The organism is Nocardia albiluteola (assembly GCF_018860155.1).
GTDB lineage: Bacteria > Actinomycetota > Actinomycetes > Mycobacteriales > Mycobacteriaceae > Nocardia > Nocardia albiluteola.
Genome location: NZ_JAHKNI010000001.1, coordinates 386,803 through 401,045, shown reverse-complemented (window position 1 = coordinate 401,045; position 14,243 = coordinate 386,803). Strand labels below are relative to the sequence as shown.

13 protein-coding genes are annotated in these 14,243 nt (G+C 67.2%); 9 read left to right on the top strand and 4 right to left on the bottom strand.

What is annotated here, in order from left to right; all coding sequences use genetic code 11:
• Positions 1-37: 37 nt before the first annotated feature.
• Positions 38-1,240, bottom strand: a complete 1,203-nt coding sequence (locus KO481_RS01790; RefSeq protein WP_215915152.1) for a cysteine desulfurase-like protein — start codon at positions 1,238-1,240, stop codon at positions 38-40.
• Positions 1,241-1,362: 122 nt separating this feature from the next.
• Here KO481_RS01790 and KO481_RS01785 point away from each other — a divergent pair, with 122 nt between their 5' ends.
• The 7 genes from KO481_RS01785 to KO481_RS01755 all read left to right on the top strand — a co-directional run bounded on the left by KO481_RS01785 (position 1,363) and on the right by KO481_RS01755 (position 7,519).
• On the top strand, positions 1,363-1,935 hold the full coding sequence (locus tag KO481_RS01785) for a bacterial proteasome activator family protein (RefSeq protein WP_215915151.1): 573 nt from the start codon (positions 1,363-1,365) through the stop codon (positions 1,933-1,935).
• Between the two features lie 102 nt (positions 1,936-2,037).
• Entirely contained in the window at positions 2,038-2,904 is an 867-nt protein-coding gene (wzm, locus tag KO481_RS01780; protein ID WP_308166347.1) for a galactan export ABC transporter permease subunit Wzm/RfbD, read from the top strand.
• Between the two features lie 8 nt (positions 2,905-2,912).
• Positions 2,913-3,734: a galactan export ABC transporter ATP-binding subunit Wzt/RfbE gene (gene wzt / locus KO481_RS01775; RefSeq protein WP_215915150.1), complete on the top strand. Its 822-nt coding sequence runs from the start codon at positions 2,913-2,915 to the stop codon at positions 3,732-3,734.
• Positions 3,731-4,642, top strand: coding sequence for a galactofuranosyltransferase GlfT1 (glfT1, locus tag KO481_RS01770; RefSeq protein WP_215915149.1), 912 nt, complete (start codon positions 3,731-3,733; stop codon positions 4,640-4,642). Before wzt ends, glfT1 begins: the two co-directional genes overlap by 4 nt.
• 26 nt (positions 4,643-4,668) lie before the next feature.
• A complete protein-coding gene (locus KO481_RS01765) occupies positions 4,669-5,547 on the top strand; it encodes a hypothetical protein (protein WP_215915148.1) in 879 nt (292 codons plus the stop codon).
• A gap of 608 nt (positions 5,548-6,155) precedes the next feature.
• Positions 6,156-7,004: an SDR family oxidoreductase gene (locus KO481_RS01760; RefSeq protein ID WP_215915147.1), complete on the top strand. Its 849-nt coding sequence runs from the start codon at positions 6,156-6,158 to the stop codon at positions 7,002-7,004.
• A 68-nt stretch (positions 7,005-7,072) separates the two neighbouring features.
• Positions 7,073-7,519: a hypothetical protein gene (locus tag KO481_RS01755; protein WP_215915146.1), complete on the top strand. Its 447-nt coding sequence runs from the start codon at positions 7,073-7,075 to the stop codon at positions 7,517-7,519.
• Positions 7,520-7,693: 174 nt separating this feature from the next.
• Here KO481_RS01755 and KO481_RS01750 read toward each other — a convergent pair whose 3' ends face one another.
• Positions 7,694-9,586 carry a glycosyltransferase gene (locus tag KO481_RS01750; protein ID WP_215915145.1) on the bottom strand — a complete coding sequence of 631 codons (1,893 nt, stop codon included), beginning with the start codon at positions 9,584-9,586 and terminating at the stop codon, positions 7,694-7,696.
• Between the two features lie 111 nt (positions 9,587-9,697).
• A complete protein-coding gene (locus KO481_RS01745) occupies positions 9,698-10,207 on the bottom strand; it encodes a GtrA family protein (protein WP_308166233.1) in 510 nt (169 codons plus the stop codon).
• A gap of 115 nt (positions 10,208-10,322) precedes the next feature.
• Between KO481_RS01745 and KO481_RS01740 the strand changes: the two genes are divergently transcribed.
• Together KO481_RS01740 and KO481_RS01735 are read left to right on the top strand one after the other, a co-directional pair.
• A complete protein-coding gene (locus KO481_RS01740; protein ID WP_215915143.1) occupies positions 10,323-11,357 on the top strand; it encodes a glycosyltransferase in 1,035 nt (344 codons plus the stop codon).
• Complete coding sequence (locus tag KO481_RS01735) at positions 11,354-12,916, top strand: DUF2142 domain-containing protein (protein WP_215915142.1); 1,563 nt, start codon at positions 11,354-11,356, stop codon at positions 12,914-12,916. The genes KO481_RS01740 and KO481_RS01735 overlap by 4 nt, the downstream gene beginning before the upstream one ends.
• A gap of 19 nt (positions 12,917-12,935) precedes the next feature.
• On the opposite strand, the gene rfbB is transcribed toward KO481_RS01735, so the two are convergent.
• Entirely contained in the window at positions 12,936-13,937 is a 1,002-nt protein-coding gene (gene rfbB, locus KO481_RS01730) for a dTDP-glucose 4,6-dehydratase (protein WP_215915141.1), read from the bottom strand.
• Positions 13,938-14,243 lie beyond the last annotated feature (306 nt).

Sequence of the window (14,243 nt, the reverse complement as noted above, 5' to 3'; positions counted from 1 at the left end):
CCCGCCGTCCCGCTGAGCTCCGCCGGCTCACCGGAGCTCAGTCCAGGGACGCCAGCACCCGGCCGAGCTGATCGATCTCGAATTTGGTTGTGTACGGCGCCAATCCGATGGTGACCGCGCCGCCCTCGTCGTTGACGCCCAGGGCGTCGAGCAGGCGGCTGCCGCCGTGCGCGCCCGAGAGGGTGCCGATGCGGTGGTCGGCGAGCGTGGCCGACACCTTCTCGGCCTGCATTCCGGCGATGGTGAAGCTGACCGTCGGAATGCGCGTGGAGGCGCGGCCGATGACGGTCAGGCCCGTGACGCGGTCGAGCACCTCCATGAGGTGCTCGAACAGGTGATCGTGGTAGTCCTGCAGCGAGGTGACCGACACCTCGAGCCGCTCCCGGCGGGTCCCGGTGGCCTGCTCGTCGAGCCCGGCGAGATAGTCGATCGAGGTGGACAGCCCGGCCAGCAGCGCATACTGATGCCCGCCGACCTCCAGCCGCTCGGCACCCTTGGCGTACGGATTCAGCGACATCGACGGAATCCGGTCCAGGAAGGCGGGATCGCGGAAGACCAGCGCACCGATCTGCGGCCCGCCCCACGCCGGTGCGGACAGGGCGATCACATCGGCATTGAGCTCGTCGATATCGATCAGGGCATACGGTGCGGCGCCGAAGCAGTCGGCGACCAGCAGCCCGCCCACCTCGTGCACCCGATCGGCGGCCACCCGGACCGAGGGCGCGGAGCCGACGATCGGCGAAGCGGCCGTCAAGGCCACCAGACGCGCGGTGGGCCCGATCAGCTCCTCGAACTGCCAGGCCGGCATCTCGCAGGTCTCGATCTCCACCTCGGCCCAGCGCACGTGGGCCCCGTACCTGTTCGCGATGCGCAGCCACGGCGCGACATTCGCTTCGTCATCCAGGCGCGACAGCACGATCCCGGTGCCGAGCCCCAGCCGGGAGCTCAGCGACTCGGCCAGCCAGGCCAGCAGCACCGCGCGATCCGGGCCGAGCACGACGCCCGCCGGATCGCCGCCGACCAGATCCGCCACCGCCTCGCGGGCGGCATCCAGGATGGCGCCACTGCGCCGCGCGGCGGCGTGCCGATTGGTGTGGGAAAAGGCCGACGTGCGGAAACCCGTTGAGACCGCACGCGATACCGAGTCCGGTACCAGCATGCCCGCCTGCGGGTCGAGGTGGATCCAGCCGTCGCCCAGGGACGGAATCAGGCCCCGAACCCGTGCGACGTCGTAAGTCATGCTGGCCACTCTAAGGGCATGGAGCCAGGTGGCGTAACTGTGTCCGACTTTCAGCAAACCGGAAACCGGAGTCGGGGACCACCGCTTAGCGCGGTACGCGCAAACCCGACATGATGGAGATCATGACGCACTCGGACGGAGAAGCGGAGTCCATCGTGGTAGTCGGACCTGACGGTCAGCCCCTGGTTATACCGGCCAGCTCCCTGGGGGAATCGGCGCTGGGCGGCCAGGTGGTCGGCGACGGCGACGAGGACGCCAAGGAGGAGTCGCTGGCCGATATGGTCGAGCAGCCGGCCAAGGTCATGCGCATCGGCACCATGATCAAGCAGCTGCTCGAGGAGGTCCGGCACGCGCCGTTGGACGACGCCAGCCGCACCCGGCTGCGCGAGATCCACAAGACCTCGGTCCGCGAGCTGGAGCAGGGCCTGGCGCCGGAGCTGCGCGAGGAACTCGAGCGCCTGGCGCTACCGTTCAGCGACGACGCGATTCCGTCCGATGCCGAGCTGCGCATCGCCCAGGCCCAGCTGGTCGGCTGGCTCGAGGGCCTGTTCCACGGCATCCAGACCGCACTGTTCGCCCAGCAGATGGCCGCGCGCGCCCAGCTCGAGCAGATGCGTCACGCGCTGCCGCCGGGGCTGCACGGGCAGCGCGAGAGCGGGCAGCCCGGCGCCGGGAGCAGCGGGCAGTACCTGTAGGCGAAAAACCGTCCCGAACGGTATGAATGCGTGCGCCGAACTCGGCAGTCGCGACTTCGGCTACAGTCGAGCACTGTGCCCGCAGCTGCCCCAGCCGATTCGGTGACCGCCGAACAGAGCCCGGCCGACGCCTCGGTACCCATCGTGTCCGATTCGCAGTCGTTCCGCCGCGCGTTCAAGGATCTGCGCGATGGATTCGCACAGCGTGAACTGTGGCTGTCGCTCGGCTGGCAGGACATCAAGCAGCGGTATCGCCGCTCGGTGCTGGGTCCGTTCTGGATCACCATCGCGACGGGGGTGCAGGCCGCGGCGATGGGCGTGCTCTACGCGGCGCTCCTACACCAGCCACTCAGTTTCCAGCTGCCGTACGTGACGATCGGCCTCATCGTCTGGAATGTGATCAATGCGAGCATTCTCGAGGGTTCACAGGTCTTCATCGCCAACGAGGGACTGATCAAGCAGCTGCCCTCTGCGCTCAGCGTCCACATTTACCGGCTCGTGTGGCGGCAGTTCCTGTTCTTCGCGCACAACGCGATCATCTATGTGATTCTGCTGGCCGCATTCGGAGTCTGGCGGCATCTGAGCTGGACTGCGCTGCTGGCGATTCCAGGCATCGTCCTGCTGTTCCTCAACGCCGCGTGGGTGTCGATCGCATTCGGCATTCTGAGCACTCGCTACCGCGATATCGCGCAGATTCTGAACAGCATGACGCTCATGCTGTTCGTGCTCACCCCGGTCATGTGGAATGCGCAGTCGCTGACCGAACGGGTCGGGGGCATCGGCGGCAAGGCACGGCTGATCGAGCTGGTGCCCACCTTCCATTACCTGGAGATCGTTCGCGCGCCGCTGCTGGGGCAGCCGATCCATCTGCTGTCCTGGGAGGTGGTCGCCGGTATTACCGTGATCGGCTGGGCGGTGGCGATACTGGCATTGAAGAAGTTCCGTTCCCGCGTGCCCTACTGGGTGTAAAGGCCTATATGACCGACCATGTGAGCATCGAGACCCGTGACGCCTGGGTCGAATTCCCGATCTTCGACGCCAAGTCCCGGTCGCTGAAGAAGGCGTTCCTGGGCAAGGCCGGCGGTGCGATCGGGCGCAATACGTCCGACGTCGTCGTGGTCGAGGCGCTGCGGGACATCTCCCTGTCGTTCAAGGAGGGCGATCGGGTCGGCCTGGTCGGGCACAACGGCGCGGGCAAATCCACGCTGCTGCGGCTGCTTTCGGGCATCTACGAGCCCACGCGCGGCAGCGCGCGGATTCGCGGCCGGGTCGCGCCGGTATTCGATCTCGGCGTCGGCATGGATCCGGAGATCTCCGGCTACGAGAACATCATCATCCGCGGGCTGTTCCTGGGGCAGACCCGCAAGCAGATGATGGCCAAGGTGGACGAGATCGCCGATTTCACCGAGCTCGGCGAATACCTGAACATGCCGCTGCGCACCTACTCCACCGGTATGCGGGTGCGGCTGGCGATGGGCGTGGTGACCTCGATCGATCCGGAGATCCTGCTGCTGGACGAGGGCATCGGCGCGGTGGACGCGGAGTTCATGAAGAAGGCCCGAACCCGCCTGCGCGATCTGGTGGCCCGCTCGGGAATCCTGGTGTTCTGCAGCCATTCCAACGAATTTCTGGCCCAGCTGTGCGACACGGCGATCTGGATCGACCACGGAAATATGCGGATGCGCGGCGGCATCGAAGAGGTGGTGCGCGCCTACGAGGGGCCCGAGGCGGGCGACCATGTCGCGCAGATTCTGCGCGAGCTCGAACTGGATCGGGAACTGGAGAGCAACCACTCATGACGCAGTCCCGCATCGTCGCGGTGGTTGTCACCCACAAGCGCCGGGAATTGCTAGCGGAATCGCTGAAAGTGCTCACCGCGCAGACGCACCCGATCGATCATCTGATCGTGGTCGACAATGCCAACGAGCCCGAGGTGGGCGAGCTGGTCCGGGCGCAGCCGGTGGAATCGACCTACCTGGGATCGGAGCACAACCTCGGCGGCGCAGGCGGTTTCGCGCTGGGCATGCTGCACGCCCTGACGCTCGGCGCGGACTGGGTGTGGCTGGCCGACGACGATGGCCGCCCCGAGGGCCCCGAGGTGCTGGCTACCCTGCTCGACTGCGCGGACAAGCACGGCCTGGCCGAGGTGTCCCCAGTGGTGTGCGATATCGAGGATCCCGATCAGCTCGCGTTCCCGCTGCGCCGCGGCGTGGTGTGGCGGCGCAAGCGATCGGAGCTGTACTCCGATTCCGACAGCCAGGACGAGGATTTCCTGCCCGGCATCGCCTCGCTGTTCAACGGCGCACTGATCTCCGGGCGCGCGGTAGATGTGATCGGTGTGCCGGATCTGCGCCTGTTCGTGCGCGGCGACGAGGTGGAGGTGCACCGGCGGCTGGTGCGCTCGGGCCTGCCGTTCGGCACTTGCCTGCGCACGGCCTATCTGCATCCCAACGGATCCGCCGAATTCAAGCCGATTCTCGGCGGCCGCATGCACACCCAATATCCGGACGATCCGGTCAAAAGGTATTTCACCTATCGCAACCGCGGTTATCTGATGTCACAGCCGGGTATGCGTAAGTTGCTGCCGCAGGAGTGGGCCCGATTCTCCTGGTTCTTCCTCGTACAGCAAAAGGATCCGGCGGGTCTGCGAGAATGGCTGCGACTGCGGCGCCTGGGTCGGCGCGAGCAGTTCCACAAACCCGGATAGATCAGCTCGTTCTTGGAGGCATGGCCGTGAGTAATCCCTACGGCGGACAACCACCTTACGGCCAGCCCTGGCAGCCGAACAGCCCGCAGCCGCAGCCCGGTGCGCCGCAGCCGCCGAACGGGAACGGGCCCTACGGCGCGCAGCCGCACGGCGCCTCCGCGCCGAGCATGCCGCAGCCGGGATACGCACAGCCCTCCTCGCCGGGCATTCCACAGCCCGGTTACCCGCAGCCGCAGGGGCCCTCGTCCCCCGGAATTCCGCAGCCGGGTTACGGGCAGCCGCACGGCGCGTCGTCTCCGGGCATGCCGCAGCCCGGCTACGGCCAGCCCGGCATGCCGCAGCAGCCCTACGGCGCCCCCAATCCCGGTATGCCGCAGCAGCCCTACGGCGCCCCCAATCCCGGTATGCCGCAGCAGTTCGGCGGCATGCCCGCGAATCCCTATGGCGGCCAGCCGAATCCGTATGGAGCACCGAATTACGGTGCGCCGCAGGGGATGCCCGTACAGTTCCGCCCCGAACCGGGACCGCCGGGCATCGTGGTGGACACCAGCTACATGCCGATGGCCTTCATGCTCGCGCTGACCGGGCCGCGCATCCTGGTCAACGGGCAGCAGGTGCCGAATGCCAAGTGGGGTATGACCCACATCCCCGTCGGTGCGGGACAGCACCACGTGCAGGTCAAGACCAAGTGGCTGTGGGACTTCGGAACCGCGGAGGCCGTGGTGCCCGTCGCCGACGGGCAGAGCACCCGCGTCTTCTACCGCACGCCCGCGACCTGGTTCGTCGGCGGCGCGATCGGCCCGGTGCCGCAGAAGACGCCGGGCATGATGTTCCTCTACATCAGCTGGGGCATCCTCGGGCTGCTCGTGCTGCTGAATCTGCTGGTGGTCGTGGCCGGCTCGTAGCCCGCGCCGAAAATCGTTTGCCGCGTACGGCGGCAGGCTGTCACAGTGTTAACAGTCCTGCGGGACAACAGAGTTCGCGTCGTTCGCCCGGCCAGCCGGGCAGTCGGAAGGTCGAGGAGGTGGAGAACGTGAAGGTGAATTTCCGGATTGTCGCGGCCGGACAGCGCGCCACATACGCGGGCAGCGCCGCCGCATGTCTCTCCCCTCTCTCCCACTTGCATTGAGCCCCTTCGCGGGCCGATGCCCGGCGAAAGGACGACTCCTCTCGTGGTCGACAACGACCCCCTTCACTCCGCACGGCCGGAATCCGGCCGCTCCCGCTGGGTACACACGGCCGATCGATACCGGCTGGGTCCCGGCCCGTGCGCTCCTCATGGACCGCAGCGCATCTGATGTCGCGACCCATCCACCGGGCCCGCGCGTGCGCGCTGCCCGCGGGCGGATACCAACATCGTCGGCCCGTGCACCCGCGACTGTGATTCTCTATGCAACTGGTTGCATACCCGGCCCGGTATCCAATACCGTGCGAATTGGTAGATCCGGACACCGGCGCCCGCCCTCTCACCGATCATCGAATGCGGGGCGGGCACACAGATTGGAGCTGTGGCATGACAGACGCAGGTAAACCGCTAGCGGGCCGGACCATGATCATGTCGGGCGGCAGCCGCGGAATCGGGCTGGAGATCGCCCGGCGCGCGGCCGCCGACGGGGCCAACATCACCCTGATCGCCAAGACCGATCAGCCGCATCCCAAGCTGCCGGGCACCATCCACACCGCCGCGGCGGAACTCGAGCAGGCCGGCGGCGCCGTACACAAGTTCGTCGGCGACGTCCGCGACGACGAGGGCGTCGCGCGCGCGGTGGCCGAGACGGTAGACCGGTTCGGCGGCATCGACATCGTGGTCAACAACGCCTCGGCGATCGACCTGTCGCCCACCGAGACCCTGGCGATGAAGAAGTACGACCTCATGCAGGACATCAACTGCCGCGGCAGTTTCCTGCTGTCCAAGCTGAGCATTCCGGCGCTGCGGGCCAGCGCCGAGGCGGGCCGCAATCCGCACATCCTCACCCTGTCGCCGCCGCTGAACCTGGACCCGAAGTGGGCGGGCGCCTCGCTCGGCTACACCATCGCAAAGTACGGAATGTCGCTGACCACACTGGGTTTGGCCGAGGAGCTGCGCAAGTACGGCATCGGGGTGAACTCGCTGTGGCCGCGCACCACGATCGCCACGGCGGCCGTGCGCAATCTGCTCGGCGGCGAGGAGATGGTCTCCACCTCCCGCACCCCCGACATCTACGCCGACGCCGCCTACCTGGTGCTGACCTCCCCCGCGAAGGACACCAGCGGCAACTTCTTCATAGACGACGAGGTGATGGCCGCCCACGGCATCACCGACCTCGACAAATACCGTGTTGTCCCCGGCGACGGCCCGCTCACCACGGACCTGTTCCTGTAAAAGAGAAATTCGAGGCCGACCGGTCGCCGATATCCTGAATGCGGGTCGGGCATCCAGGAAAGGCAGACATGCGTAGCAGTGTCACATTCGGTCTCGGTGCGGCGGCGGCGTTCGCGACCATCCTCGTCGCGGCGCCGCCCTTCGCCGCGGCCGCCCCGCAACAGCTGGCGCCCGGGGTCTCGTGCGACGGATTCAAGTGCCGCAACGACAACGACCGGGACACCTACCGGGTGAACGCCGTCGTCGAGTGTTCCCAGGGCGCCATGAGCGTTTCGGGGGTCGCCTACGTGCATCCGCACGCGACGGCGACCATCGGATACAACTGCATGAACGTGCCCGGGCCGCTCACCCAGCAGGCACAGCCGCCGATCACCAAGCCGGACGGCACCGTGGAGTTTCAGCCCCCGCTGATGGTGCCCGGACCGTCGACCCCGACGATGGCGATCGGAATCCAGTACCGGGGCGCGCAGGTGGACAACTCCCCGCAGCGCCCGACGGGGTCGTCCGGGGGCTAGCAAAGCCCGATGCCGCCGCCGTGACCGACCCAGGTCGGCACCCGGCGGTGGCTTCCCGTCCGGCCGCCACCGACTCGGGCCCGAATCCTGGTCACTGCCGAGCGAACTCGTTGATCGGACGACGGATCGCGGTACCGGCGGCTCGCGCGGATCCGGGCGGCGGCGAACGGCGAACTACTGCTTGTAGAGGCGCTCCCAGTTGTCCCGGGCGATGAGTTCCGGTACGGCGGCGCGGTATTGGCGGCTGAGCTCGGGCAGCTCGCGCCGCAGCCGGCGCATCACCAGGATCGTGCGCAGCAGCAGCGCGCGCGCCTTGGCCTTGTCGCGGCGGCGGATGCGCACGCCGGACTGGGAGGCGTCGGTCACCATCACATGGTCGAACAGCCCGACGTGCCACCAGTGCGCGTCCTCGCGGGTGATGGACTTGAGGCCGGGCTGGGTACGCCCGGTCCACTGCTGCACCGCCCGCTTGATCAGCACCAGCAGCGGGCGGCTCGGATCGCCCACGTCGCGGCGCACCTGGATGTCGGCCGACCGGACCGGGGCCGTCGCGGCCTCATGCTTGATCGTCTCGGGATAGTCCGCGCGCCCGCCGCGCGCTGCGGCCAGGGCGGCAATTCCACCGTCCTGCAACACCTTCGGCCCGCGCAGGAAGTCCTCGATGCCCTGCAGCGTGGTGTGCACCAGACCGTACTGCATCGCGACCAGGTGTTCGGCGATATTGCGGAACAGCTGGCGCGTAATGGCTTTCGGATCCAGATCGGTGTGCATCGACCCGACGATGAGCGAATTGCGCATGCTGAAGTAGCGCGCCCAGTCGTCGTAGTCCTTCCAGTAGAAGTCGGCGTGCCAGACCGCGGCATTGGGCAGCGTCACCGTCACGAATCCGGCCTCGCGGGCCCGCACGCCGTATTCGACGTCGTCCCACTGGAAGAAGATCGGCAGCGGCAGCCCGATCCGGGCCACCACCTCAGCCGGGATCAGGCAGGTCCACCAGGCGTTGTAGCCGGCGTCGACGCGGCGCTCCTGGTTCTTCTTGAGCATGCTGGTGTTGCGCAGCGCCTTGGGCACCTTCTGCCCGTGCTTGAGCTCGCCCAGGTGCACCTCCTCGGCGCCGACGTTGAGGTAGTCGGGGTTGAGCAGGAACAGCATCTGCGCGCCCACCAGCGTCGGCTCGACGGTCAGATTGGCGAAGGCGCGCAGGCGCAGCACCGTCTCGGGCTCACACAGGATGTCGTCGTCCATCAGGATGATGTCGGCGTGCTCGGCGCCCTCGACCCGCGTCTCGGCGTCGGTCACCTCGTACAGCCCGCGCGTGAAACCGCCCGCGCCACCGAGATTCGGCTGGCGGATGTACCGCAGCTTGTCGGCGAAACGCGGCGCGATTTCCCGGTACAGCGGCCGGTTCTCGACCAGGTCGCTGCCCTGGTCCACCACGTACACCGCGTCGATCGCGCCCAGCACGACGGGGTCCGAGGCCAGCGCCGCAACGGTATTCGCGCAATCCTCGGCGCGGTTGAAGGTGCAGATCGCAATGGCCAACGGCCGCAGCTGTTCCGGCGCGGACGCGGTCCAGGCCAGCTCGCTGATGCCGAGTTCGCCTCCGACCGCGTCGAATTCGAGCCACAGCGCGCCGCCGTCCACGTACTGGTCCAGCGGCGCGCGCAGCACCACGCGCCCGTCGGCGCGCAGCTCGGCGGAGTCGATGATGCGACGATGCCCGGCAATGTCGGAGGCCGCGAGGCGCACGTGCGCCCGTCCGGCGACCTCGAGCGTCACGCCGACCTCGACCTCGGTCACCGTCGTCCAGCGCTGCCAGTAGCTGGCGGCGAACCGGCCGAAGTAGGTGTTGGTGTGCGCGCTGGCGCCCTTGTCCAGCCGCATCGTCAGCCGCTCGCGCTGCGCCTTGCCCCTGACCACCACGTACAGCTCGTCGCTGATCTTGGGTGCCGGGCCGGTGAACACGCCGCGCGCCAGCACCAGCCGGTCCGCGGCGAGCTGTGCATCGGGTGCGGGGACGGCGGGACGGTCGTTCTCGGTTACGGCCTGGCCAGCCGACTGCTCCATACTGGATTCCCTCGTGTGTGTGTCTGTGCCATTCGTCGCCGCGGAGTACCCGCGGTCACCGCGCTGCAACCGCGGAATCTGCTCGTTGTGGCGGCAACCATTATCGCCGATTCACGCGTCCGCGCCGGATCGGGCTGCCGCCGCGCCGGTGAACACGAACTTGTCATATGCCCAATATCGGAAGATCACCGCGACGATCTGGCCGATGAGTGTGCCCGAAATATTGTCCGACAGCGGTGTCGACAGGTGCAGCACATAGCGGGAGAAACCGAGGCACCCCAGCTGCAGACCGATCGCGATCACGTTGAACACCGTGTAGAGCAGGTACTCGCGCGCGGCGCTGCCGCCCTTCTTGTGCGCGAAGGTCCACCATTTATTGCCGAAGTAGGTGACCACCGACGCCACCGCGATCGAGATGATCTTCGCGACCAGCGGCACGTGATACAAAACGCCGTGGCCGCCCCAGAACACCAGCAGGTTGTATGTTCCCGCGTCGACCAGGAAGCCCAGGGCTCCGACGACCAGAAACGCGCCGCCGGTCCGGAATGCGGATATCAGCCTGCGGAAAAGAGGGGCGCCGGACAGCCGCGCCGACTCCGTCACGGTCTCACTGCTGGGCACCCGGCGACGGTACCAACCCGGGCGTTCCACCGGGTTACCGGGCGCGTCCGTACCGCTCCCCTGTAACCTCCCGGTGTTCGTATTTCACCGTCGGATCGAATGAGGGATTGACGGGGTGCACCCCACCGAACTCCGAATCGCCGCCATTGTGCCGTGCCATAACGAGGAGGCCGCGGTCGCCAAGGTCGTCAGCGACCTGAAGGCCGCCGTGCCCAGCATGGTCGTCTACGTCTACGACAATCGCAGCACCGACGCGACCGCGGAGCGGGCCCGCGAGGCCGGCGCGATCGTGCGCACCGAAACCGTCAAGGGCAAGGGCAATGTCGTGCGCCGCGCCTTCGCCGATATCGAGGCCGACGTCTATCTGATGATCGACGGCGACGACACCTATGACGCCGGCGCCGCGCCGCTGATGATCGAGACGCTGCTTTCCGGGCCCTACGACCACGTGCTGGGCGTGCGCCGCGAGGACGAGGGCGCCCAGGCCTACCGCGCGGGCCACGAAACCGGCAACAAAGTGCTCAACGGCGTGGTTGGCAAGGTCTTCGGCGATAACGTCGAGGACATGCTCTCGGGCTATCGAGTGTTCTCACGCCGATTCGTCAAGAGTTTCCCCGCGGTATCGCGCGAATTCGAGATCGAGACCGAGCTGACCGTGCATACCCTGCACCTGCGGGTCCCGCAGACGCAGGTCCCGGTCGGCTTCCGGGATCGGCCCGCGGGCAGCGAATCCAAGCTGCGCACCTATCACGACGGCTTCAAGATTCTGGCCCTGATCATCGGACTGGCCCGGCACGAGCGCCCGGTCGCGTTCTACGGGCTGTTCGGCACGCTGGCCTGGATCATTTCGATCATCCTGACCGTGCCGATCATCGTGCAGTTCTATCAAATCCACCAGGTGCCGCGGTTCCCGACGCTGTTCCTGGCCTTCACCCTGCTGCTGCTGGGCAGCCTGGCCTGGACCGCGGGCCTGATCCTGGACGGCATCCGCCGGTCCCGGCACGAGGCGGCGCGGCTGATGTATCTGCGTTATTCGGCCGTGGGCGCGGAATTCGGCGCTTCCGCCCGATCCGAAAACGGCGCGGACCCGCGGCACGAGCAGGCGCCGCTGCGCGTGGAGACCCCGGCGGGGCTGGGACAGGCCCGATGACGACGCAGGCGGAGCCGGTGCAGGCCGTGCCCGGCGACGACCCTCGTCCTTCTCCCGAGACGCCGGACAACGCCGTCGAACGGGACGATTCACCCCCGAGACCCGGTGCGCTGCGCGCCGCGATCTGCTGGGTGCAGCGGCATCTGGGGCTGGGCGCGGCGGCCTTCGTCGTGGTCGCCGCCGTCTTCGGCGCGGTGTTCAGCGTGGTCACACCGCCGTTCTGGGGTCATGACGAGATCACCCAGTTCGGCCGGGCGTATCAGGTCGCGCAGGGCGGATTCCTGCCCGAGCGCATCGCCGACGACCGCGGCGTGTCCTACGGCGGCCAGATCCCGCTGACCGTGGACGCGATGATGAACTACGCGTTCAAGGACTACAACCGCAAGCCACAGGAGCCCGCGCCGCTCTCGGCGGGCCGGGACGCGTACGACCGGCTCGGCGACGCCCCAGTGAGTTCGGCGACCAAGCCGATGTGGTTCACCAATACCGCGGCGTACTCCCCGGTGCCGTATGTGCCGGCGGCCCTTGCCATCCGGCTCGCCGGGGCGACCGGCATGAGCGTCGGGCAGACCGTCATGCTGACCCGCCTGGCCGGGCTGCTGGCCTATCTGGTGATCGTCGGATTCGCGCTGCGCGCGCTGCGCGGGTACCGGGTGCAGTGGCTCGCGTTCACCGTGACGGTGCTGCCGATCGCACTGTTCCAGGCCGGGACGGTCACCGCGGACACCATGACCAATGCCCTGGCGATCCTGGTGTCGTGCCTGCTGGTCAAGGGCCTGTTCCTGGATGCGAAGCTGTCCCGGGGCGAGGTCGCGGCGGCGCTGCTGGCCACCCTCGCGCTGCCGCTGAGCAAGCCGACCTACGTGCTGCTCGCGATGCTGGTCGCGCTGATTCCGGCGCGGCGGTACGGATTCCGCGGGCCGCTGCGCTGGATCCCGTGGGGCTTCGCGGTCCTGGGCGCCGTGCTGTTCGCGGGGTGGATGAAGATCGCGGCAAAGACCGGGGACGGCATGGGCCTGATGCGCCCACCGGCGCAGTGGTATTCGGTGCGCACCGGGGATCAGCTCCATCAGATCCTCACGCATCCACTGCATTTTGCCCACACCTTCGAGCACAGCATCTGGCTGCGCGACAACAACTGGTTCACCGAGTTCTTCGGTCAGCTCGGCTTCGCCTACATCGATGTGCCCGCGATCTCGATTCTGGCGTGCCTGCTGGCCTTCGCGGTGAGCGTCGGTATCGCCGAGCGGCTTTCGGCGGCGCAGCTGCGGGCCGTGCTGGTCGGGCTGACGATCGCGGCGAGTGTCGCGATGATCTATGTGACGCTGTACATGTCGTTCTCGCCGGTCGGCTACTACCTCATCGACGGCGTGCAGGGCCGGTACTTCGTGCCGCTGGCCATCGTGGGCTTCGCGGTGCTGCTGCGCTGGATACCGTTGCGGCTGACCAATACCGGGGGGACGACTCCGGTGCGCGGTCCGGCAATCGCCGTCGTCGCGGCGACGGTGTTCGCGCTGGCTGCCGCGGTGGCCAAGTACCACTACATGGTCTGGGGCTGAGTCCCGTCCTCGCGGACGACTACAGAACCTTCTCCCCGGCAGCGAGATACGCGCTTTCGGTGGCGGCCTTGCGGGGCCGCCACCAGGCCTCGTTCTCGCGGTACCAGCGAATGGTCGCGGCCAGCCCGGCGCCGAAATCGGAATACTCCGGTTCCCAGCCGAGTTCGGTGCGCAGCAGCCTGGCATCGATCGCATAGCGCTGGTCGTGGCCCGGCCGATCGGTGACGTGATCGAAATCGTCCGCGTCGCGACCGAATTCGGCGAGAATCCGCTGGACCACCGATTTGTTGTCCAATTCGCCGTCCGCGCCGATCAGATAGGTCTGCCCGATCCGGCCGCGCTCCAGAATCATCCAGACCGCCCGGTTGTGGTCGTGGACGTGAATCCAATCCCGCACCTGATGTCCCGCGCCGTACAGGCGCGGGCGTATGCCATCGATCAGATTGGTGATCTGGCGCGGAATGAATTTCTCCACGTGTTGAAACGGGCCGTAGTTGTTGCTGCAGTTGGAGATCGTTGCGCGCACCCCGAAGGAACGCACCCAGGCCCGCACCAGCATGTCGCTCGAGGCCTTGGTCGCGGAATACGGACTCGACGGGTTGTACGGCGTATCCGGGGTGAATGCGGGCGCCCCGGCGTCCAGATCGCCGTAGACCTCGTCGGTGGAGATGTGGTGATAACGCACGTCGTGCCGGCGCACCGCCTCGAGCAGCGCATAGGTGCCCACGATATTGGTCTGCACGAAGGGCCAGGGGCGGGCCAGCGAGTTGTCGTTGTGCGATTCGGCGGCGAAGTGCACGACCGCGTCCACGCCGCCGACGAGCCGGTCGACCAATTCCTGGTCGGCGATGTCGCCGTGCACGAACTCGATGCGGTCCGCGATCGGGTCGAGCGATGCCCGGCTGCCCGCGTAGGTGAGCGCGTCGAGCACGACAATCCCGATATCGGGCCGTTCGGCGACGGTCTGATGGACGAAGTTGGCGCCGATGAATCCGGCGCCCCCGGTTACGAGCACTCGCATGAGCGTCCACCCTAATTGGCGAGCTCGGGCATCCTGTCCATCGGCATCGGCTATTACGCGATGCAGATCACCATTTGGGCAAGGAATCCTTTCATGGACTGTGATGTTCGACACAGTCACTACTGGGAGGTCGGTTTGATCCTCGCCGAAAACCACACGCGGACTGCGTGTTTCCGCGATATCACAGACCACAAGTACACCGTGGTGAACAGAATTTGAATGAACGGTCACAGTTGATTCACCGCGCGTTAGCTGATCTCCATTTCGATTTCTCTCGTCCCCCCGAAACAAAACCCCGAGGTTCCA

What these genes read in the sequence shown, in the direction of transcription:
- KO481_RS01790 (WP_215915152.1), bottom strand. Translation starts at nt 1,240, where the DNA reads ATGACTTACGACGTCGCACGGGTTCGGGGCCTGATTCCGTCCCTGGGC.
- KO481_RS01785 (WP_215915151.1), top strand. Translation starts at nt 1,363, where the DNA reads ATGACGCACTCGGACGGAGAAGCGGAGTCCATCGTGGTAGTCGGACCT.
- wzt (WP_215915150.1), top strand. Translation starts at nt 2,913, where the DNA reads ATGACCGACCATGTGAGCATCGAGACCCGTGACGCCTGGGTCGAATTC.
- glfT1 (WP_215915149.1), top strand. Translation starts at nt 3,731, where the DNA reads ATGACGCAGTCCCGCATCGTCGCGGTGGTTGTCACCCACAAGCGCCGG.
- KO481_RS01760 (WP_215915147.1), top strand. Translation starts at nt 6,156, where the DNA reads ATGACAGACGCAGGTAAACCGCTAGCGGGCCGGACCATGATCATGTCG.
- KO481_RS01755 (WP_215915146.1), top strand. Translation starts at nt 7,073, where the DNA reads ATGCGTAGCAGTGTCACATTCGGTCTCGGTGCGGCGGCGGCGTTCGCG.
- KO481_RS01750 (WP_215915145.1), bottom strand. Translation starts at nt 9,586, where the DNA reads ATGGAGCAGTCGGCTGGCCAGGCCGTAACCGAGAACGACCGTCCCGCC.
- KO481_RS01735 (WP_215915142.1), top strand. Translation starts at nt 11,354, where the DNA reads ATGACGACGCAGGCGGAGCCGGTGCAGGCCGTGCCCGGCGACGACCCT.
- rfbB (WP_215915141.1), bottom strand. Translation starts at nt 13,937, where the DNA reads ATGCGAGTGCTCGTAACCGGGGGCGCCGGATTCATCGGCGCCAACTTC.